This window comes from Pseudomonas sp. LS-2, from assembly GCF_003605735.1.
In the GTDB taxonomy this organism is placed as follows: Bacteria; Pseudomonadota; Gammaproteobacteria; order Pseudomonadales; family Pseudomonadaceae; genus Aquipseudomonas.
Map to the genome: position 1 here is coordinate 327,906 of NZ_QXTJ01000003.1, position 21,386 is coordinate 349,291.

Annotated in this window: 15 protein-coding genes, 1 tRNA gene and 1 pseudogene; 5 read left to right on the forward strand and 12 right to left on the reverse strand. The window is 59.1% G+C overall.

Annotation, left to right across the window (positions count from 1 at the left end):
- Window positions 1–39: 39 nt before the first annotated feature.
- From D3M70_RS03470 to gabD, 3 genes are all read right to left on the reverse strand, one after another.
- Complete coding sequence (locus D3M70_RS03470; RefSeq protein WP_120124355.1) at window positions 40–1,260, reverse strand: HDOD domain-containing protein; 1,221 nt, start codon at window positions 1,258–1,260, stop codon at window positions 40–42.
- 157 nt (window positions 1,261–1,417) lie between these two features.
- Window positions 1,418–2,698 (reverse strand): 4-aminobutyrate--2-oxoglutarate transaminase, encoded by a 1,281-nt coding sequence (gene gabT, locus D3M70_RS03475; protein WP_120124356.1) that lies wholly within the window; start codon window positions 2,696–2,698, stop codon window positions 1,418–1,420.
- Window positions 2,699–2,874: 176 nt separating this feature from the next.
- Window positions 2,875–4,317, reverse strand: coding sequence for an NADP-dependent succinate-semialdehyde dehydrogenase (gabD, locus tag D3M70_RS03480; protein WP_120124358.1), 1,443 nt, complete (start codon window positions 4,315–4,317; stop codon window positions 2,875–2,877).
- Window positions 4,318–4,657: 340 nt separating this feature from the next.
- Here gabD and D3M70_RS03485 point away from each other — a divergent pair.
- Window positions 4,658–4,734 (forward strand) — tRNA-Arg (locus tag D3M70_RS03485).
- 118 nt (window positions 4,735–4,852) lie between these two features.
- Here D3M70_RS03485 and D3M70_RS03490 read toward each other — a convergent pair.
- The 9 genes and pseudogenes from D3M70_RS03490 to tagH all read right to left on the reverse strand — a co-directional run bounded on the left by D3M70_RS03490 (window position 4,853) and on the right by tagH (window position 17,269).
- On the reverse strand, window positions 4,853–5,578 hold the full coding sequence (locus D3M70_RS03490; protein WP_120124360.1) for a DUF4431 domain-containing protein: 726 nt from the start codon (window positions 5,576–5,578) through the stop codon (window positions 4,853–4,855).
- A gap of 265 nt (window positions 5,579–5,843) precedes the next feature.
- Window positions 5,844–6,773 carry a type VI secretion system-associated lipoprotein TagQ gene (tagQ, locus tag D3M70_RS03495; RefSeq protein ID WP_120124361.1) on the reverse strand — a complete coding sequence of 310 codons (930 nt, stop codon included), beginning with the start codon at window positions 6,771–6,773 and terminating at the stop codon, window positions 5,844–5,846.
- 820 nt (window positions 6,774–7,593) lie between these two features.
- Window positions 7,594–8,373 (reverse strand): annotated as a pseudogene (locus tag D3M70_RS33925) (serine/threonine-protein kinase); the annotation flags it as partial.
- A gap of 10 nt (window positions 8,374–8,383) precedes the next feature.
- Window positions 8,384–9,058 (reverse strand): PP2C family serine/threonine-protein phosphatase, encoded by a 675-nt coding sequence (locus D3M70_RS03505; protein ID WP_256659683.1) that lies wholly within the window; start codon window positions 9,056–9,058, stop codon window positions 8,384–8,386.
- A 92-nt stretch (window positions 9,059–9,150) separates the two neighbouring features.
- Window positions 9,151–12,654 (reverse strand): type VI secretion system membrane subunit TssM, encoded by a 3,504-nt coding sequence (gene tssM, locus D3M70_RS03510; RefSeq protein WP_120124365.1) that lies wholly within the window; start codon window positions 12,652–12,654, stop codon window positions 9,151–9,153.
- Entirely contained in the window at window positions 12,651–13,982 is a 1,332-nt protein-coding gene (locus D3M70_RS03515; protein ID WP_120124366.1) for a DotU family type VI secretion system protein, read from the reverse strand. The genes tssM and D3M70_RS03515 overlap by 4 nt, the downstream gene beginning before the upstream one ends.
- Window positions 13,983–13,988: 6 nt before the next feature.
- Complete coding sequence (tssK, locus tag D3M70_RS03520; protein WP_120124368.1) at window positions 13,989–15,323, reverse strand: type VI secretion system baseplate subunit TssK; 1,335 nt, start codon at window positions 15,321–15,323, stop codon at window positions 13,989–13,991.
- A 15-nt stretch (window positions 15,324–15,338) separates the two neighbouring features.
- Window positions 15,339–15,845 carry a type VI secretion system lipoprotein TssJ gene (gene tssJ / locus D3M70_RS03525; protein WP_120124370.1) on the reverse strand — a complete coding sequence of 169 codons (507 nt, stop codon included), beginning with the start codon at window positions 15,843–15,845 and terminating at the stop codon, window positions 15,339–15,341.
- Between the two features lie 53 nt (window positions 15,846–15,898).
- Window positions 15,899–17,269, reverse strand: coding sequence for a type VI secretion system-associated FHA domain protein TagH (gene tagH, locus D3M70_RS03530; RefSeq protein ID WP_120124371.1), 1,371 nt, complete (start codon window positions 17,267–17,269; stop codon window positions 15,899–15,901).
- Window positions 17,270–17,661: 392 nt separating this feature from the next.
- Here tagH and tssA point away from each other — a divergent pair, with 392 nt between their 5' ends.
- From tssA to D3M70_RS03550, 4 genes are all read left to right on the forward strand, one after another.
- Window positions 17,662–18,666, forward strand: coding sequence for a type VI secretion system protein TssA (gene tssA, locus D3M70_RS03535; RefSeq protein ID WP_375232911.1), 1,005 nt, complete (start codon window positions 17,662–17,664; stop codon window positions 18,664–18,666).
- Between the two features lie 107 nt (window positions 18,667–18,773).
- Window positions 18,774–19,307, forward strand: a complete 534-nt coding sequence (gene tssB, locus D3M70_RS03540; protein WP_120124373.1) for a type VI secretion system contractile sheath small subunit — start codon at window positions 18,774–18,776, stop codon at window positions 19,305–19,307.
- A complete protein-coding gene (gene tssC, locus D3M70_RS03545) occupies window positions 19,304–20,800 on the forward strand; it encodes a type VI secretion system contractile sheath large subunit (RefSeq protein WP_120124375.1) in 1,497 nt (498 codons plus the stop codon). The genes tssB and tssC overlap by 4 nt, the downstream gene beginning before the upstream one ends.
- A gap of 79 nt (window positions 20,801–20,879) precedes the next feature.
- A complete protein-coding gene (locus tag D3M70_RS03550; protein WP_120124377.1) occupies window positions 20,880–21,368 on the forward strand; it encodes a type VI secretion system tube protein Hcp in 489 nt (162 codons plus the stop codon).
- Window positions 21,369–21,386: the final 18 nt, after the last annotated feature.

The following is a 21,386-nucleotide window of genomic DNA, read 5'->3' on the forward strand; positions in this document are numbered from 1 at the left end:
GCCGGCTAGCCGTGCTGCAAGTGTCGTCGACAACGCAAATCACGCCACCAGTTTGTTGCGCACCCGCTCCAGATCCGACGCATTGACCTTCAAGAGTCGTGCTGACTTGCTCTTGGCCAGCGCCTCCAGCGGATCCTCCTGCCCCAAGCGCCCCATTTGCCCGGCCAGATTCATCGCCAGCACTTCGCGGGTGTAGACCCCAGTGTTGTACTGATAGACCGCAGCGATCAGCTCTCGCAGTTCAAGCGGCAGGCGCCAGCGAGTGCGCAGCGCCGAGCCAAAGGCCGCAGCGTACTGTTCCAGCGCGCGAGCGGTGATGGTTTCGTCCAGCGTACCGCCTGCCTGTAGCCACTCCTGCAGACACCGGATCACCGAGAGATCGCCGAGTCCCCTGAGCAGCCCGGCGCAATAGCAACGCTCGTGATCCAGGTCCAGCGTGCGCGCCAGAATCCGCGCATAACCTGCCGTGCGCCGTGAAACATCCCATATCTGGCTCGCCTGCAAAATCAACGAGGGGTCGGTGAGCATCGCACCGCGCTTGAGGGCCAGCCCCTGAACCAGATTGGCGCTTTGTGTGGCACCCAGCGTCGTCAGCGCCTGAGCAAGGGTCTGCTGCGGCTTGCCCTGATGTTGAGACGCGCTGTTGGCGGCGGCGATCAATACCGCCGTGACGTGGGGGTCGTTGATTAGCTCCTGCTCCAGCTTCTTGAGGTCAACCCCCGCGGGCCCTCGACTGCGGGCGAGGACGTCTCGCACGTCGACGAACAGCGGCCCGCCGTCCGCCAGCTCGCGGCGCTTGTCCAGAAAGGCATCGAGCCCCACGCCAGGCGCCAGCGCAGGCACCGCGCAAGCGACCTGCGCACCGTCCGGGGACAGCAAGGTCACCAAGCGCTGCCGCAGGCTATCGATATTCAGGGGTTTGGTCAGGTAAGCGGTCGGCGCAAGTTGCACGGCCTCTCGCACGCTGGCGCTGTCATTGCGGTTGCTGAGCAGAATGAAACGGACCGGAGGCTGGCGTTTTAGCATCCGCACACCACGCAACAGGCTCAGACCATCGACGCCGGCCAACTCGCGGGAGGCAATCACCAGATCGGGAATAAACCCGCGCATCAGTTCAACCGCTTGCTTGCCATCCGGGCACACCTCCAGTTGCGCATCGCAACGCACATCCAGCACCAGCTCGCTGAGCATCTCCCGCGCCCAGGGATCTGATTCGGCAATCAATACGCGAGGAACAGCAGGCGCCTCTACAACGGTCATCGTGACTCTCCGGCATCAGTCTTCGTACATTAGTCAAAGAGCGGCGCTGGAGACAGGCTAAAAGCGAATTTTCTGACGTCAATAAACGAAAAAACCTGCCGAAGCAGGTTTTTTCTGACGATCTGATCACAATTTGATCAGCTGTGAATAACCGCCATCAAGCGATTTCAGCGAAGCACTCTTCGATGATCTTCAGGCCCTTGTCCAGCTGCTCGTCGGGCGAGGTCAACGGAACCAGCACACGCAGGACGTTGCCGTAGGTCCCGCAGGACAGCAGGATCAGACCCTTCTCACGCGCCTTGGCAACCACCTGCGATACCGCAGCGGCGTTTGGCTTGTGGGTGTCACCGTTCTCGAAGCATTCGAGCGCAATCATCGCGCCCAGCGCACGCACTTCGCCGATGACCGGGTGCTTGGCCTGAATCGCGCGCAGGCCAGTGACCAGACGCTCGCCGACAGCCTTGCAACGGTCCAGCAGGTGCTCTTCTTCGAATACTTCCATGACGGCCAGGGCCGCTGCGCAAGCGATTGGGCTACCGGCGTAAGTGCCGCCCAGGCCGCCCGGCGCGATAGCGTCCATGTATTCGGCCTTGCCGCAAACACCGGCCAGCGGGAAGCCGCCAGCGATGGATTTGGCGAACGTAGTCAGGTCGGCAGTGACGCCCATCTGTTCCATGGCGAAGAACGTACCGGTACGGCCTGCGCCGGTCTGTACTTCGTCAGCGATCAGCAAAATGCCGTGCTGGTCGCACAGTTCGCGCAAGCGAGCCATGAACGCTTTCGGCGCCACATAGAAACCACCCTCGCCCTGCACCGGTTCGATGATGATCGCAGCGATGTCTTTAGGCTCGGCGTCGTTCTTGAAGATGCGCTCGATGCTGGCGATGGAGTCGTCAACGCTCACCCCGTGCAGCTCGTTCGGGTACAGCGCGCGGAAGATGCCGCCCGGCATCAGGCCCATGCCGGCCGAGTAAGGCACGACTTTACCGGTCAGCCCCAGGGTCATCATGGTACGGCCGTGATAAGCGCCGGTGAACGCAATCACACCCGCACGGCCAGTGGCGGCGCGAGCGATCTTGACGGCGTTTTCAACGGCTTCGGAACCCGTGGTAACCAACAAGGTTTTCTTGTCGAAGTTGCCCGGGACCTTGGCGTTGATTTTCTCGCACAGCTCGACGTAAGGCTCGTAAGCCAGCACCTGGAAGCAGGTGTGCGTCAGCTTGGTCAGTTGCTCTTGTACCGCAGCGACGATTTTCGGGTGCAAGTGACCGGTGTTCAGTACCGCGATACCGCCTGCGAAGTCGATGAACTCACGACCTTCGACGTCGGTGACCGTAGCGTTCTTCGCGGACTCGGCGAAGATCGGGTGAATCTGACCAACGCCACGCGGGACAGCGGCTTCGCGGCGTTTCATCAAGGATGCGTTTGTTTTGCTCATGGTTTCCTCATTCGCCGCTCATCGGGCGGCGTGGTTCAAGGATCAAGCGGCGGGGGTCAACAGCGGCAGCATACGATGATCGACTGCCGCGGCCTCCCAGCCACCAATAGGGTTCGGGTGCTGCAAAGCGCCTGCGCAGCGTCGCTCTCGCGCCACGCAGGCTGAATACTGCTGCCTTATACAGAGAGGCAGAGGTATTTGATTTCCAGATAATCTTCGATGCCGTACTTCGAGCCTTCGCGACCCAGACCGGAAGCCTTAACGCCGCCGAACGGTGCGACTTCGTTGGAGATCAGACCGGTGTTAATACCCACCATGCCGTACTCCAGCGCCTCGGCCACGCGGAACACGCGGCTCATGTTCTGTGCGTAGAAATACGACGCCAGACCGAACTCGGTGTCGTTGGCCATCGCGATGACTTCAGCTTCGTCTTTGAAGCGGAACAGGGGCGCCAGCGGGCCGAAGGTTTCTTCCTTGGCAACGGCTGCGTCTTTCGACACGTTCACCAGAATAGTCGGCTCGAAGAAGTTGCCTTCCATGCTGTTGCCGCCGCTCAGCACTTTCGCGCCTTTGCCCAGCGCATCAGCGATGTGTTCCTTGACCTTGGCGACCGCCTTCTCGTCGATCAGCGGACCGGTGGTGGTCCCTTCAGCCATACCGTCGCCGACCTTCAACTTGGCGACGGCGGCTTTCAACTTCTCGGCGAAAGCGTCGTACACCGAATCCTGCACATAGATCCGGTTGGCGCAGACGCACGTCTGACCGTTGTTGCGGTACTTGGAGATGATCGCACCCTCGACGGCCTTATCCAGGTCTGCGTCATCGAACACGATGAACGGAGCGTTGCCACCCAGTTCAAGGGAGACTTTCTTGATGTCGTGGGCACATTCGGCCATCAACTGGCGACCGATTTCGGTCGAGCCGGTGAAGGACAGCTTGCGCACGATCGGGTTGCTGGTCAGCTCGCTGCCGATGTCGCCAGCGCTGCCGGTCACCACGCTGAACACGCCAGCCGGGATGCCTGCGCGCTCGGCCAGTTCAGCCAGCGCCAAGGCAGAGTAAGGCGTTTGCGAAGCAGGCTTGAGGACCATGGTGCAGCCGGCAGCCAGTGCTGGGCCCGCTTTACGGGTGATCATCGCGGCCGGGAAGTTCCACGGGGTGATCGCAGCGGTCACGCCGATTGGCTGCTTGAGCACGATCAGGCGCTTGTCCGGCTGGTGGCCCGGAATGACATCGCCGTAGACGCGCTTGGCTTCTTCAGAGAACCACTCGATGAAGGACGCGGCGTAAGCGATTTCGCCCTTGGCTTCAGCCAGCGGTTTGCCCTGCTCCAGGGTCATCAGGCGGCCGAGGTCATCCTGGTTTTCAATCATCAGCTCGAACCAGCGACGCAGCTTGCTGCCACGCTCTTTGGCGGTCAGCGCACGCCAGGCCGGCAGAGCCTTGTCGGCGGCTTCGATGGCACGGCGGGTTTCGGCAGCGCCCATTTTAGGAACGGTGCCAAGAGTCTCGTTGTTGGACGGATTGTTGACCTTGATGGTCTGGCCGCTGTCGGCATCGGCCCAGGTGCCATTGATGTACGCCTGTTGGCGGAACAACTTCGAATCTTTGAGCTGCATGTCGGCCTCCTAAACAGCACCGCGCATGGCGGAGCGAATTATTGATTATTCAAAGGCGCCTCGGCCGAGGCTGCCGTCAGGAAAACATTCGCCGGGCCCCGCACGCACGGATCGCGAAAAGCGCGGGTGATCGCACGGGAGCGTTTGAAATCTCAAACGAATCCTAGGGACAACAGGGGTAAAGGACAATAGTCCGTTCGAAAAAAAGAACGCACGCCGTCGCCTTGGCAAAAAATCCCGCTTAACACACCCTTTTACATCCGCAGATGTGTGAAATCGACAACAGTCACTCGCCAGCATGGACGCACGCAGGCCAGATGAGTATCATGGCGCCCGCGTTGCACCTGTAGCTCAGCTGGATAGAGTACTGCCCTCCGAAGGCAGGGGTCGTGGGTTCGAATCCCGCCAGGTGCGCCATTTTGATTTCAGGTCGTGCGATACGTTCTGACAATCTGCCAGATATGAAGAAGCCCGCCGATGTGTGGGCTTTTTTGTTTCTGCTATTTATTTTGCTGTGTGGCGTGCGTTGAACACGCTACTCCTCCGCATCCCCCAATCCCAACACCACCTGCGCCTGATCCAGCCAGACAGATTGCGGCTTTCCCCCAGCGCCCGCGAACTCGGCGCGCACCCATCCGCCGCTGGCAATCGAGGTGACGCTCACTGCCGTGCCCTGCGGCAGAAACTCGTGTTTGCTGGTGCAGGTCGGGTTCGGTGCTTGATAAATCCACGCCTTGCCACCGATGATCTTGCCTTGCAGCGAAGGGCTGTAGGCTTCCTCATGCATGCCGACTTTCTGGTTGAGCAATTCGCAGTCGACAGGCGCTCCCGCCATGCCGCTGACCAGTTGCACCTGCTGCATCAGCACTTGGGTGTGATGAAAGCCGGTGACCGCGCCGAAAAGAGTGCCTTTGAGTACGACGGGCTGGTCGAGATAAGGGCGCAGGTTGTCGTAATCGGTGGGCTGCAAGACCAGTTGCACGAGGGTTTCGTTGTCTTCGACGTCGATGTCGGCCTCGTTCTCGTTGCCTTTCATGCACAGGGGCTCCGCCAGTGAGAGGTAGAAGCCCACCTGCGGCTCATCACCGGTCACCACGTCCTCGAAACCCGGCGGCCCGGGAAAGACCTGACGCGTCAGCGTTCCGCTCAGGTTTGCATCCGCTGGCTCGTACTGATTGCAGTCGCTGGCTTGCGCCCCAGCGAGCGGCGACAGGCAGAGGCCGACAAAAAGCGAATGGCGAAGGCGCGAGAAAAGATCCATGTGAGCAACATCCGGCAACACGCTAAAGAGACGTAGCAGAAGGTTAGAGAAAACTCAGGCAGTCGCCAGCGTTCTCACAAAAGATTGTCTCGCCGAGACCGGGAGCCATGTTGCTTCGGCTGATGAGGCTGTGTCGGTGGAGGCGTTCGATACCGAGGGGACGAAGGTATCCTCGGCGCCGATTACGATGAATATGAAGTTGTGAGAAACAATCGGCTCTGCCGAGTAAGCAGGGCCGATTGCTTCAACATCAGATCTGGTTCAATCAGACATTCGGGCAAGGTACCGGGGCCCAATCGCCGAGATCCGGGTGGTTGCACATGGCGTTGACGCGGGATTGGCCGCTCGCCGCAATCTGCTGACTTTCTGCCTGCCTCGCTTTGGCTTGCAGCAAAGTCTTCTCGGTGCTGACCGCTTCTTGCGGCACAGTGGGCAGCTTTTTCTTCGTGGGCGCCTTCTTCTTACGTGCCGTGGCTTGAGCAGGCGGGGTTTGAGCCGCTGCAACCCTGGTGACATCAGCCCGCTGAACGCCTACGTTCTGCAGATCTTGTTCATACGCCTGGGTGTAATTTTTCACGTCTTCATCGGCTCGACCGTTTACTGCAACGATCAGATCGTTGGACTCTTTCAAGCCAGCGACGATCTCAGCCAGGCGCTTGCGGCCTTCGGTGTCATTCATGGTTTGGTTCTTGCGCGCCGAGATCAGCCTGGTGAACTCACCTTGGTAGCAGGCCTGCGAAGCCTTGGCATATGCCGTGCTGCGATCCATGTCACCGACGCTTCTGTTGATGTCGACGGCGTAGGAACCGAGGCGCTGCCTGTCGTCGGTGATCTGCTTTTGCTTTTCGGTGTAGTAACCCGCCGCACCTCCGACCAACGCTCCACCGGCTGCGCCGATCGCGACATTGCGCGCACGGTCTTTGGAGCTTCCAACCAGCGCCCCCGTCAGGGCACCCCCCAATGCTCCTACGGCTGCTCCGCCTACTGCCGACTTCGACACGTCCGCGTCGGTTTCACGCAAATGCTTCACAGGCTCGTAGCAGGTCGGGTAATACTCGACATGGGTACTGGCGCCGAGTCTGGTAACCGGCGAGGTGCTGCAACCGGCCATCATCACCGCGCTGAAGCCTGCGGCCAGCCACAGTGCCTTACGGCACCGGGAAGTCGATTGAACGGGGTTACGAAATAACTGCATGGTGATGCTCACTTTCCTGGTTTTACAACACCGGACCGGCATTGGCCGTCCGGACTCCCTTGAAGCTCGCTGGACACCGCCGTCATGGCTGAGTGACCGAAGCGAGTAACTCCTTAAGAATCGTCTGTGGATCTACACGCTTCTGCTGGCGGTATGTCCCCACATGACGAACGAATACTGCGGCCCGACTGACTAACGTCGGGTTATGACCGAGTTCCTCCTCGACTCGCTGAAGCTGCGTCTGGATTACTGAATCGGTATAGCGAGCGCCCATCGCAAGATTGTCGATATAGATCGCCAACGTCCCTTCCAGCGCCCGGGTGCCTTTCTCGATCGCCGACGCGAAAAGCCTGGCGGCCGCTTCATCCTCGGCTTCGATCGCCTGCTTGTGGGTGTGTCTGAGATTGGTCAGACGCAGGTTGTAGTTGCCAATGGTTTGCGCCAACAGGGCCGAGGACTGGATCAGGTTCGGCAATGCTTCGTTGTGTGAGGGGTTGACCGGCAATGGGCTCACCATGCGCTTGGCGTCAGCGGTCGGACTTCGAGAGGGTGTCGTGGATGCGCTATCTGGAGAGGTTGCGGTAGCTGCCGACTTGTCTGTACTCGACCACCTGTAGCCTCCGATACCAACGCCCAAGGCCGTTGCCATGGCGCCAACAAGGAGCAAAAAGTCGCGGCCCCTCCGCTCCCTGAATGTGCGCGGCGTCTCCAGGACGCAACGCGGGGATTGCGGTTGGGCGCCCTGAGCGGACGGCACCCGTTCCGGTTGGATCGCTGGCGAGCAAATGATCGTCGCAGCGACGTCTTCCGACGGCAGGCTGTCCAGCGCCGAAATCAGCTCGGCTGCGTCGGCAAAACGGTCGTCCCGATTCTTGGCCAGCAACTTCGCAAGGATGTGTTGATACCGACCATGATGGGCAGGCAGTTCCGGAAGGGGCTCGGTCAGATGCGCCAGGGCGGTGGAAAGTGCATCGGTGCCGCTGTACGGCAACTTGCCAGCGAGCATTTCATAAAACACCACGCCCAGCGCATACAGATCAGCCCGACCATCGATCTCAAGCCCTCGCGCCTGTTCCGGACTCATGTAATTCGGCGTACCCAGTGCAAAGCCTGCCTGAGTGAACTGGGTGCGGTCATCAAGGGACTTGGCGATGCCAAAGTCGGAAAGTACCGCAGCCCCATCGGTGCGAAACAGGATGTTCGCCGGCTTCACATCCCGATGGACCAGATCTTGAGCATGGGCATACCCCAGTGCCAAGGCTATCTGACGGAGGTAGGTCAGGCTCTGCTCGGCACTCATGCCTGCAGCGATACGCTGTTTCAGCGTGCCGTTTGGCAAGTATTCCATTGCCATGTAATACATATCCCCGACATTGCCGATGTCGTGGATTGTCACGGTCTGGGGATGCGACAGCCGCGCCAGGGTTTTCCCTTCGCGCAGAAAACGCTCACAGAACGCCGGATCGGCCGCCAATGCAGCGGACATGATTTTCAGGGCGACCTTGCGCTCGAGTGAACGTTGCGTGGCGAGATAAACGGTGGCCATTGCCCCCTCGCCAATCTCCCCTTCTATTTCAAAGCCCGGGATCAATAGGTCCATAAAGAGATCTTCAGCAGGCCCGAACGACGATGGCGGTGATGTTGTCCGGCGCGCCCCGGGTCAAACCCAGATGCATCAGACTGCGGACTACATGAGAAGGATCGTCGTGCTCTAGCAGATCGCGCATTTCCTGGTCTTCGGCCACCCTGTTGAGACCATCGCTGCACAGCAGATAGACATCCCCTGGCAAGATTTCGAGCTGGATCATGTCGAGCGCCAGCCCGTCCTCGACACCGACGGCACGGGTGACAATGTTGGCGCGTGGATGGACTCGAGCTTCGGCGGCGCTGAGCAAACCGCTGTCCTGTAAACTCTGGACGTAACTGTGGTCGCGGGTGATGCACTGCAACGTGCCGTCACGCAGACGGTAAAGCCGACTGTCACCGGCCCAGAGGCACACGCCGCGGTTGCGTCGAACGGCGAAGACCACAACCGTACTGCCCATCATGCTCATGCCCCGTCGCAGGGTTTCCTTGCGCACCTCCTCGTTCACCCGAGTCAATGCAGCATGCAGCGCACAGGTGTAGTTCGGCAGCACTTGCTCGGGCTGAACGCTACGCAGGCTGTCGACGATGAAGCTGGCAACGTAATCTCCCGCCGCGTGCCCACCCATGCCGTCGGCAACTGCCCACAGGCCGTGTCTCGGCGAATCGAGAAAAGCATCTTCGTTGATCTTGCGCACCATCCCGATGTGGCTATAGCTGGCGCATCGCAAGTGGATTTCCTCAGGCCGAGCGCCCTCAAGGTCGAATCCTCCTTTCTCAGCAGACAGCCTTCTCATAGGCGCACTGGCAAGGTGAAGCCGCTGACCGCGGGGCTTTTAAAAGGATTGAACGCACTGCTGGCGCGCAATTCGTAGGAAATACCGGCGTCACCCACTCGTAGCCGCAAGTTGAAGCGATCAGGTGATTCGCTGGGCGTCAGTTGGGATTGCTCCAGCAAGCGGAACCAGGCCCATGGCCCATCGAGCGTAATAGCAGACCGTCCGTTGGCGGCAGGCGGAAAAATCGACAAGCGGGCGACACCCACGTTGCCGGGGTTTGGCCACTGCATCGAGATCGGGCGACTTGGGCCATGGTCATAGCGGGTTTGTTGGCCATCGAGGTCGAGCAGGAACTGGTTGATCGTTGCGTCCATCGCTACCGGTTTAAGCTCGAAGCGCACAGCAGGCTGCACGCCACCCGAACGAAAGAACGCATCTCGGATCGCTGCCGCTCGCTGGAATGTCCGCAAAATGGAAGTGCTGAGTCCGAGCTTCTCAAAGGCCCCCGGCTGCCATCGCCAGACAGGCAGCGAGGTATCTACATAGCTTTGCAGGTATCTGCGGAAGTAGCTGTCCATGACTCCGCCAACCCCGAAGAACTGCCCGAAGTCTTCCAGCGTGGCGTCTCGGGCGCTGCCTGGGACCAACGGATAACGGCCGCTCAGGGTTTGGCGGTAGATGCTCACGACCTCACTGGCCCAAGCGGCGTTCAGTTGATTGCGCACGTCGCCCGTCATGCTGTTGGTGGTCGATCTGACCACGGATTCAATCAGTCCGCGCACCACGTGTGGTTGTCGCTCTGCATTGAGCCTGAGCCGTGCCACCGCAGCGCTGGCCGAGTTCTTCACCTGGCCCAGCAACGCATCACCACTGGCGCCCGCCATCGCACTGACCTGAACGTACAGCGAGTTCATGTCCGACAGCACAGCGTCGATGGCGGCGGGCTCTCCTTCGCGCTTGCTGACGAACCCATCGAGTTCGGCAAAATGTGCCGTCACCGGATCGTCGACGAGAGTCGGCCGGCTTATTTTGCTCGCCTGTTCATGACCAAGTATCGAATCCAGGCGCTGCTTGAGTTGATCGACGCCCCCCTCAATCTTATTGACCTGCTCCACCTGCTGGGCGACGTCCTGCTGCAGATTGGTTTCATGCGCCACCGCCACCATCAATCTTTTCAGCGGCGAGGTGGGCGCGGATAACACTTTCAGCACATCAGCGGCCTGCCCCATCCCGGTGATCGGTACGAGGTCGATGTCAGCGAGCAGCGCATCCCACTGGCGCCGGTAATCTTGAAAATACAAGCGCCGCACTTCGTCAGTAAGACTGCCCACACTCTGCCGATTGGCGTTATCGAGCCCCAGTACCCATTGTTCTTCGGTCAAGGTCTCGGCCTGGCCCAAGCTTGCACTCAAGAACGCCTCGCGATACCCCCTCACCGAGAAAAAGCCACTCAGCGGATCACTCAGAGGTTTGCCACTCCTGCGGGAGAAAACCAGCGCTGCATCTAGCCCCGCGGCGTCGGAGATACGGAAATCTGTCACCCCGTCGGGAAGCGGTCGACGTTTGACCCGATCGTAGATTCGCTGTGCCACGGACAACTGCTTCAATTGGTGGCGCAAGTCGTCGATCAACTGTTCATCCAGGTGTGCACGGGGCGAAGGCCGCTCAAACAGCGCCTGCAGATGCTCGCCCAACGCAAGACGTTGCTCAGGCGGCAAATCGCGAGGCAGGCTCAAATCCCAATCCAGCGCGATCCAGGCCTTGATGAAATCGGGATCGTAATGCTCGCTGTTGGCAAACATCAGGTAAGCCTTGAGGCCTTCGTAAAGGAAGTCTGAACTGCCCCCGCTACGCAGTTGCTCCTCCACGCGAGAGACCAGACGCGGGGCGAACACTGCGATCAACCATTTGCGATATACATTGGCCGACTCGGCTTCGAGCATGTCGCCCTGATAAAGCCCCAAGCCCCGCGACATTGCCGGAGGATCGCCCGCCAGTTGACGTACCTCGTCGAGCAGCGGCAAAACCGCCAGTACCTCGCGCTGTGCCGGACTCAGGGTTTGTATCCGTTGTTTCAGTGGCGCGATCTGCTGATCGACCTGAGCAACGTAGACCTGGTTAGCTCGGAAGCTGATGGTCCACAGTGCTCCAACCAACAACACAGCGCAGACGGTTGCAGCGCACGCTCCTCGAGCAAGCCATCCGCGCCGGCGTTCGACACCCTGATTGACGCCCACCAGGCCGCGCTCGGGAAAGGCCAGCGCGGTGAACAGTTTCTCGATGAAGTAACTGCGCCCAGTGTCCGTTTGCCGTACCAGGTTCTGACGATCCAGACTCATGCTCTGCGCCAGAGCCCCGACCAGCCGGTCAATCGGCCTGCCTTCCTGGGTGGCACTGGTGAAATAGACCCCGCGCAACAGTACCCTGTCTTCAAAGGCGTTAGGTCTGAATGCGCCCTGAAGAAAGTCCTGCAGTGTTTGTTTCAATGCTCCGAACTGCTGCTCGAAGCCATAGATCAGGTCGCGTCGCGCTGGATCACGCTCTTGCTGCAAGCGCTCGATCAAACCCGCACTCAGCCGCTGCTCCAGCCGGGCGAACTCTTCTGGAAAATCCACCAATGGACCGTCGCCATGCTGGCCATCGTCGAGGGCGAAGGTCATGCCCCAGACCTGCGCCCGCTCGTCCTTGCTCAGTGCATCGAAGTACTCCATGAAACCCGGAACCAGATCGAGCTTGGTCAACAGGACATAGACCGGCAAGCGCACGCCCAACCGGCGGTATAACTCCCGAACACGTGCCCGAATGGCCGTGACATGGGCCGCCCTTTCGGCTTCGCTGCCGAGCAGCAGGTCCGACAGGCTGATCGCGATGAAAACACCGTCCAGAGGTCGGCGTGCCCGGTGGGTTTTCAGGAGTTTGAGAAGCCCCAGCCACGCCACCCTGTCGAGCTCGGCCTGACTGTCTTGCGTGGCGTAACGGCCGGCCGTATCGAGCAACACCGCTTCGTTGGTGAACCACCAATCGCAATTGCAGGTTCCCCCGACACCCCGAATCGCTCCCTCCCCCATCTGCGCGGCCGGCGGAAAATGTAGACCTGAATTGAGCAACGCCGTGGTTTTTCCCGATCCCGGAGGGCCGATGATCACGTACCACGGCAACTCATAGAGATTGCGCCGTTTTGATCCACCCAGCCGGGCTTTCTTCAACAGCTCGAGCGCATGACCCATACGCCGACCAAGAGTCGCGAGCTCTTCGCAAGCCGCGATGTTGGCAGCGTCGGCTGTCGACTCGCCGGTCAGACTTTGCATCATTGCTGCCGTGCGTCGGCGGGCCCAGATGGCGCGAAATAACCGCCAGGTTATCCATGCCGCTAACAGAGTGAAGATCAGCGACCAACGATTCCTGTCAGGCACCAATACGTCCAGAACAGGGCCAACGAACCAGATGGTCAGGCCCAATCCAATCAAGCCAGCCACGGGTAGAGCCCAGCGAACGAAAAATCCTGAAAACGCGCTCACTCGACACCCTCGGCCAACACAGTGATTTCAACCCGGCGATTCTTCGCTCGTCCCTCCGGTGTCGTATTGAGCGACACCGGTTCGGTGTCGCTACGCCCTTGCGCCGAGAATCGTTCGGCCTGCCCCGTCGCCGCGGCGAGTACCTCGCGGACCTCCTGGGCGCGCGCCTGGGACAGGGCCCAGTTGGAGGGGAAACGCAGGGTCGCTATCGGACGACTATCGCTATGACCCGTTATACGCACCTGGCCTCTTACCTTGCGTAAGGCATCGGCTATACGCAGCATCAACGGCTGGACCTCGTCGACGATGATTGCACTGCCGGACCTGAACATCTCATCCCCTCGAAGGGTCACGACGGACCGGTCGACCTCGTCCTCCACAACGACTCGATGCGCTTTGATGTCCTCTGCAAGAAAGGCCGCCAGACGTGGCCGCTCGATGATCGCGGGGCGTGGCGCCGCCGAGGCGATCGGCTGCACGGGAAGCTCGCCCAACGCATGGATGCTCTCGAACACCGGTTCCGAATCGGACGCCAGCTGCAGACGCATACCCAGAAAGAGCAGGAGCAATAACGCCAACCCGATCACCATGCCTATCCAAGGGGCGGTGAACGGCGACAAGCGACGACGTGCAACCTTCACTCCGCGCCAGCCAGGCGACAGCTCGCGTTCGAAATCACCGCGAATACGGCGAATGGCGCCGCTGGTACGCTCGCGTAACGCGTCCAGTTGACTGCGGCCATTGTTCATGACCCGATAACGCCCCTCAAAACCCAGGCACAAACAGACGTACAAAAGTTCCAGCAGGTGCAGACGCTCCGCAGGGCTTTGCAGGCAATGATCAAGCAGTTGAAAAGCTTTCTCGCCACCCCACGCTTCGTTGTGCAGCGTAATCAGAAGGCTTTGCTCCCCCCACTGACTCGTACTGCCCCACGGCGTGCTGAGCACCGCTTCATCGAGTGCCGTACACAAAACATAACGCGCCAGTAACACTTCGTTTCGCGCACTCCCGGCCGCTTGAGCCTGCGCTTCGAACTGGCGCACATACGCCAGCAGCTGGGCCCTCAAGCTGGCGGGGGCCGAATGGGCGAGGGTGCTGCGTAACCGCGTGAGTAAAGCCAATAGAGGTGCAGCCGCTGCTTCAAGCGGATTGAGCCCGGCGGTTTTTCCGACCGACAAGGGCGCAGGAGGCAGCGGCAACGGTGCGGATATCGACGCCCGCCCGGCGTTATCAGCAGATTGTGTACCACCCCCTCCAGGTTGCGGAATGAGCTGAGTGCGGTCATCAGCAGGTAAAGGAGGGTTGAATGATTCGTCATGGAAAGACATCGCCGCTTATCCTCGGATCGCCCAGAACGTCAGGTTCAAACCTGGAAACTCACCTGCGATGTGGAAGGCGAAACCACCGGACTGCGACAACTGCTTCCAGTGCTCACTGCCACGGTCCAGTTCGAAATAGGTAGAACCCGCGTGGAATGGAATTTGTCGTGGGGCCACAGGCAGAGGGAGTAAACCGATGCCCGGAAGTTGCAGGTTGACCAGATTGCGGATGTGTTCCACCGGACCGATCTTGCTCTGCTGGGAGAAGCGCCCGCGCAGGGTTTCGCCGGGCATGTCCGCTCGCACCACAAGGATAAAACTGGCGCTGTCGATCAGCGTGCGGTCGGGAAGAATCGCCACATGAATGCCGTAAGCTTTTTCAGCTATCGCGATCGGTGTCGCTTTGCTGTCGATCAGCATCGACAAGGACTCACGCAACGCCTGGATAACCGGCGCAAAGCTCGACGCGAGGTCGTCATGCCGATAGGGCAGAGACGCTTGGGGCCTGCGTTCCGGGGTGGAAAATGTCGCGAATTCGCCAGCCAGACTCACCAGTTCGCTGAAGAGACGCTCAGGATGTAATGGGCTGAGCTGACTGAGATGGCGAATCAAGGGTTCGGACCGGTTGACCAGTTGCAACAGCATGAAGTTGGCAATTTCCGAGGCGCCTCCAGTGCCGGAGGCCACCACACGGCCAGCCAGTGCCTCGGCCCGCTGGCGCAGCAATCCCAACAACTCGTTGCGAAAGGCAGTCAGCGACCGGGAAACGGAAACGTCGAGCACCGGCGGGATGTAGCCGTCATCGAGCGTGAGAGCAAGATTGGCATCCTTTTCCCTGACCTGCGCCACACCAATCACTGCGTAATCATTGAGGCCGTCTTTTTCCGTCAATAATCTCAGTGCGCGTGAGCCGGTTGCCACCGGCGAACGACTCTCGAACAACGCGTTGTCGTCTCGGACTTCGCTCACGCGGCTGACGAAACGTGCACCTCCCGGCTCATCGCCCTCATCCACCGTGTCACGCTGCCCTGCGCGCTTGAGCGGCAAGGCCAGATAGACCACGCTATCGCGCAGTTCGTCATCGATGCTGAGCGGACTCGGTGCCAGATCGTCCTGGGGAATATTGAAAGGCGTGCCATCGGGCAAGAGCCCACGGGCCGAAATAATTGCCAGCTTGCCTTGAGTCAGCAGTCCGCTATCGATGGAAAGCTCGGAGAATCCCCAGGCTGCGGCGGACAAGGGGCGGCTGCGGGCGTCGATGAGGTTTTCCAGATAACGGTCATGCTGCTGAAAGTGCTGCGTTGCGATGAACATGCCTTCCGACCAGACCACTCGATTGTTCCAGGACATGGGTTCTCCGATGGGCTATTGGACAGTGCCAGCAGGATTGACTGAGCCGTCGCTGCGCACGGCCCGTACGTCCAGACCGACCGCAAATTCATTGACGTGTCGGGGCGTAACGGTGAGGACGGTGCGCCACAGCGCCTGGTCCACCTCGCGATAGCCGACCACCAGACCGACCTTGCGGGTACCAGGGTTGAGTTCACGATCAACCCGCACTTGCTGCCCGGCGTTGATCAATACCTCGTCGTATTCGATGAGGTCGGGGCCAAGTGCTGTGCGGGGGTGTTCGACCAATGTGAAGTAGTCGGCACGTAAAAAGCCTGCGCTGGTCCTCAGCTCGTAGACACGAACCCGAACAGGCGCGGGATGTCCGCTGACACCAGGATTGAGGCCCTCGACGGCATTGAAATGCAGCGTGATGGCCGTGCGCTCTTCGGTCTTTTCTACCGGCTCGGGCGATTCCATACTGTCGGCGCAAGAGATCAGCATCAGCGCCACGGCCGCTGCCAACCCGACTCTTCGAAACATCCTTGGTCCTCGTGAGGTACTGACTGTTTGTCCGTCTTTTACTGCCCTATCGTTCAGGGACGGCGCATTCGTACGCTTTGCTCTTCGTAAGCACGGCTGAATTCACGACCGAACAGGATTTGAAAATCCTCCTCGGCTTCATGGGATATCTGGGCATAAAGCTTGGTGAACTGCCGCCAATACCGGGCCTGGCGAGAGCCTAGAAGCTGTGTGAAGGCACCGGGCTTGCCCATGCGCACTTCAAGTTCTGCAGGTTCGAAGCGCTTGAGCAGTCCCTTGATTGCGCCCTCGACACCCGCCATCAAGGCGAGTTGGTGCGCATGCAAATCGTCGAAGCCGTCGGCGATGGCCTGATCTGGCGGCATGAACGCCTGACTGCCGTCACGCAGCAGAAGGAGGAGCGCTTCATCGGCATTTGGCGCGAATTTGAGTGGGTTGTTCTCCACAGGCTGGACAAGGGTCTGTTGCATGCGGAACTCGCTTTTCAGGCTACTGCGCGCTCGCAATGCATCGATCAACCCCTGAACCATCAGCCGGTAACTGCGACCAATGGCCTCCATTTGCAACGGCCCTGGAGTCGGTTCGATTAGCAGTCGGCCAAGCCCTGCACCACGGAGAAAAGCTTTGATCAAATCCGCGTGATCACCACATGACTCATCGATAACCCGCTCAACGAAAAGCTCATCCGGGCTCGACATCACCGGTTGCGGAGCGATCTCGTTAATCGACTCCCCTTGCGAAACCGGGGTTGTATCAGACGCAACAGGTCCGTCATTGCGTAGATCCCAGTCTTCGGGAATGACATCCTGTAACCCGACCGTCATCGGCCGGTTATCGGAAGTGGCGGCGGGCTGAGGCACAGGGGGAGAGAAATCATGTTGCTCCACCGGAACATGGTCCGATTGCGTGGCCGGAAGCACCTTGCCAGGAGCCAGGAAATCGAACAGATCTGGAAACGTATCCTGTGCCACGCCTCGTTGAGAATGACTGGCCTGAGATATCTCGCCCAGCCCTGCAGCAGCCTGGTTTTGAGAGCGCATCAATGCCTCGACACCACGAGCCGAATCATTATGGAAATGCACAAAATCAGACGGAGTTGATGTGTCATCAATGCGGACAAGAATCTCGTAATCTCCGATGCGGATGAGCTCGCCGTCTTCCAGCAACTCGCTGTTACCGCGGCGCATGCGTATACCGGCATTCGCCAGCTCCACACCGTTAGTGCTGTTATCGGTCAAGTAATAATGACCGTTTCTGTACTGAATGACGCAATGCCGGGATGAAACAAGGCGCTCCGAATCAGAGATGACCCAATCATTTTCCCGGTTACGACCAATCGTCATCACGCCGGTGGCCAAAGTTATTGCATGACGCTGGCCCGGTATTATCTTGTGATAACTAACGATTGTCATACAAAGTGACACCTTGCCTCCTTTACTTGACTTCAAACCCTCAATACCGGGTGTTTCAGCGTGCCAAAAACCGCTGAACATACGGCGCCAGTATGAATAAATATCTCGGGAAAGCAGGAATTCTGCAGTGATACCGATATCAGAATCAACGTTTAAAAGTGCAATTAAAACGACATCAGAAAACAGTGCGCGCTATACCGCTCCCCATGAGAGGCGCGTAGCTTACCTTGACAAAGGTAAACTTTCACAACAAAAATGTTCAACGCTTACAACTTAATCCAGCCACTACACCAACAGTTAAATTATTCAACTAGTAAGTACAAGCAGTCTCTGTGGGAATATTCCTCAAATAATGTATTACTTGCTTACCCAAACAAGGAGACCGGCTTTTGCTGGACATCAGGATGATACTCACCGCAGTTTCTGCCGACTTTCCGTGCGGTGACGACCTGGAATATGACCCGGACTTTCTGCAACTGGAGCGAGAGGCGCAAGGTAAACCCGAGCGCATCATGGGCGACGCCATTCAGCCGTCTGAACCCCCGCAATGGCAACGAATCCAGCAGTCCAGCATTAACCTGCTGCAACGCAGCAAAGACCTGCGGATCGTCCATTTTCTGCTGCAAAGTGCGCTGGGCCTGCATGGCATTACGGGGCTGGCCAACGCGCTGACCCTGATCAGCGAGTTGCTGGGGCAGTACTGGCCAACGTTGCATCCGCAGCTTGATACCGATGACGACAATGACCCCACAGTGCGCCTCAACGCGCTTTCCGGCATCGCTTGCGAAACCAATGTTCGCTTGCTGCGCGAGAGCCTGCTTACCCGCTCACGCACCTTCGGCCCCATCAGCCTGCGCGCCGCCTTGCACGCCAGCGGACTGCAAAGCTTTTCGAGCGAAAGGTTGAAGCCCGAAGAACTGACCGCTGCGTTCCGTGACAGTGAATCCGAGCACTTGTCGGCGCTGCGCTCATCACTGCTCCGGGCTCACAGCACAGCCGACGCCATCGAGCATTTCGTTTCCGGGCAACCGGATTGCACTGAGGGTGTGGACCTGTCCGCTCTCAAGCAACCTCTCAAACAGGCGCTGCAGATCCTCGATGACTACGCGCCGAGCCACACCAGCACCGAGCGCCCGGCCAGCGAAACGTCTGAAATCGGTACCCAGGATTCAACCATCGCTCGTTCGGGGCAAGGTAACCCCGGGAATATTTTCAGTCGCGATGAAGTGGTGCGCAGTCTCGACAGAATCCTCGATTACTACGCCCGAAATGAGCCATCAAGTCCGCTGCCAGTGTTGTTGAAACGCGCGAGAAATCTGGTGCAAGCCGATTTCGCTGCCATCGTGAACAACCTGATCCCCGATGGCCTCTCCCAATTCGAAAACCTGCGGGGTCCCGACGGCCACTGACTCGTCGGCTTTTACGTCGCGGACCTGTCGGGACATCAGCACGCACCCTGTGGCCGGATTGATCCGGTCATGCCAATCACGTCGCAGCAGCGACCAGGAGGAGCAACGTGGGAAACACCAGTTCTCAGAAATTCATTGCACGCAATCGCGCCCCGCGAGTTCAGATCGAGTATGACGTCGAGCTCTATGGTGCCGAGAAGAAAGTCGAGCTGCCCTTCGTAATGGGTGTCATGGCGGACCTGACTGGCAAACCCGCGGAGCCCTTGGCCGCGGTGGCAGATCGAAAGTTTCTGGAAATCGATGTCGACAGTTTCGACTCGCGCCTGAAGGCGATGCAGCCAAGGGTCGCATTCCACATACCGAATGAAGTGACCGGTGAAGGCCACCTGAGCCTGGACCTCACCTTCGAAAGCATGGAGGACTTCAGCCCCGGCGCCATCGCGCGCAAGGTCGACTCGCTGAGAAAGCTGCTCGATGCACGCACCCAACTGGCCAACCTGCTGACCTACATGGACGGCAAGACCGGAGCAGAGGAAGTCATCATGAAGGCCATGAAGGACCCGGCTCTGCTCCAGGCACTGATCGGTGCACCAGACCTTCCGGACGCACCTTCAAAGGCTGGTGGGGACGACCGACCATGACCGAAATACTGCGTGAAAATCAGCCAGTGACGGCCTTCGCCGAAGACACCGGAAACGAGTTCGCTTCGCTGCTGTTGCAAGAATTCAAACCCAAGACCGAACGCGCCCGCGAAGCCGTCGAGACTGCCGTTCGCACGATGGCCGAGCACGCGCTGGCACAAACCGATCTGGTTCCCAGTGATGCCATTTCCTCGATTGAATCAATCATTGCGGCCATCGATGCCAAGCTCACGGCACAGATTAATCAGGTGATTCATCACCCCGAATTCCAGCAACTGGAAAGCGCCTGGCGTGGCTTGCATTACCTCGTCAACAACACTGAAAGCGATGAACAGCTGAAAATCAGGGTGCTGAACATTTCCAAGCCCGAGCTACACAAGACCCTGAAAAAATTCAAAGGTACGGCCTGGGACCAGAGCCCGGTCTTCAAAAAGATGTACGAAGAAGAATACGGGCAGTTCGGCGGTGAGCCCTATGGCTGTCTGATCGGCGATTACTATTTCGACCAATCGCCGCAGGACGTCGAGCTGCTGAGCGAACTGTCCAACACCTGCGCCGCCATGCATGCGCCCTTCATCGCCGCCGCATCGCCTACGGTAATGGGGATGGGGTCGTGGCAAGAGCTCTCCAACCCCCGCGACCTGACCAAGATTTTCACCACGCCGGAATACGCGGGCTGGCGCTCACTGCGCGAATCGGATGACTCGCGCTACATCGGCCTGACCATGCCGCGTTTTCTCGCCCGTCTGCCCTATGGCGCCAAGACTGACCCGGTGGAAGCCTTCGCCTTCGAAGAGGACACCGACGGCGCCGACAGCACCAAATACACCTGGGCGAACGCAGCGTACGCCATGGCCGTCAACATCAATCGTTCCTTCAAGCTTTACGGATGGTGCTCGCGGATTCGCGGTGTCGAATCCGGCGGAGAAGTACGAAGCCTGCCTGCGCACACCTTCCCAACCGATGACGGCGGCGTGGACATGAAGTGCCCGACCGAAATCGCGATCTCCGACCGCCGCGAAGCCGAACTTGCGAAGAATGGTTTCATGCCATTGCTCCATAAGAAAAACACCGACTTTGCCGCATTCATCGGTGCGCAGTCACTTCAGAAGCCCGCCGAATACGACGACCCGGATGCCACTGCCAATGCCAATCTGGCAGCGCGTCTTCCATACCTGTTCGCAACCTGCCGGTTCGCCCATTACCTGAAATGCATCGTGCGCGACAAGATCGGCTCCTTCAAGGAGAAGGACGAGATGCAGCGCTGGCTGCAAGATTGGATTCTGAAGTACGTCGACGGTGATCCGGCGCATTCCACCGAGACCACCAAAGCGCAACAGCCCTTGGCAGCGGCCGAAGTCGTGGTCGAGGAAGTCGAGGGGAATCCGGGTTACTACAGCTCGAAATTCTATCTGCGTCCGCACTACCAACTCGAAGGGCTGACGGTGTCGTTGCGCCTGGTCTCCAGGCTGCCCTCGGCAAGAGGCGTCTGATCGGCCCCACTGAGCCGGCGCTCGACTCCGCTCCGGCTCTTGAAAACAACACCCTAACGAAGAGCACATTGGAGAAAACATGGCTGTTGATATCTTCATCAAGATCGGTGACATCAAGGGCGAGTCCATGGACACGACCCACAAGGACGAGATTGATGTACTGAGCTGGAGCTGGGGCATGACTCAATCCGGGAACATGCACACAGGTGGAGGCGGCGGTGCTGGCAAGGTCGACATCCGCGATCTGTCTTTGACCAAGTACGTCGACAAAGCGACTCCGAACCTGATGATGCATTGCTCCAACGGCAAGCACATCGACAAAGTCACGCTGACCGTGCGCAAGGCTGGTGGCGAAAGCCAGATCGACTACTTGGTGATCACGCTGGAGGAGGTCCTCGTGACCGCACTCGATACCGGTGGCTCGGGCCCGGTGGATCGTCTGACCGAGAACGTGACCCTGAACTTCGCCCAAGTCCGGGTCGATTATCAGCCACAGAAAGCCGACGGCACGAAGGATGGCGGCTTGATCAAGTACGGCTGGAATATCCGTAATAACGTCAAGCTTTAACCACTTGTATGTGCCCGT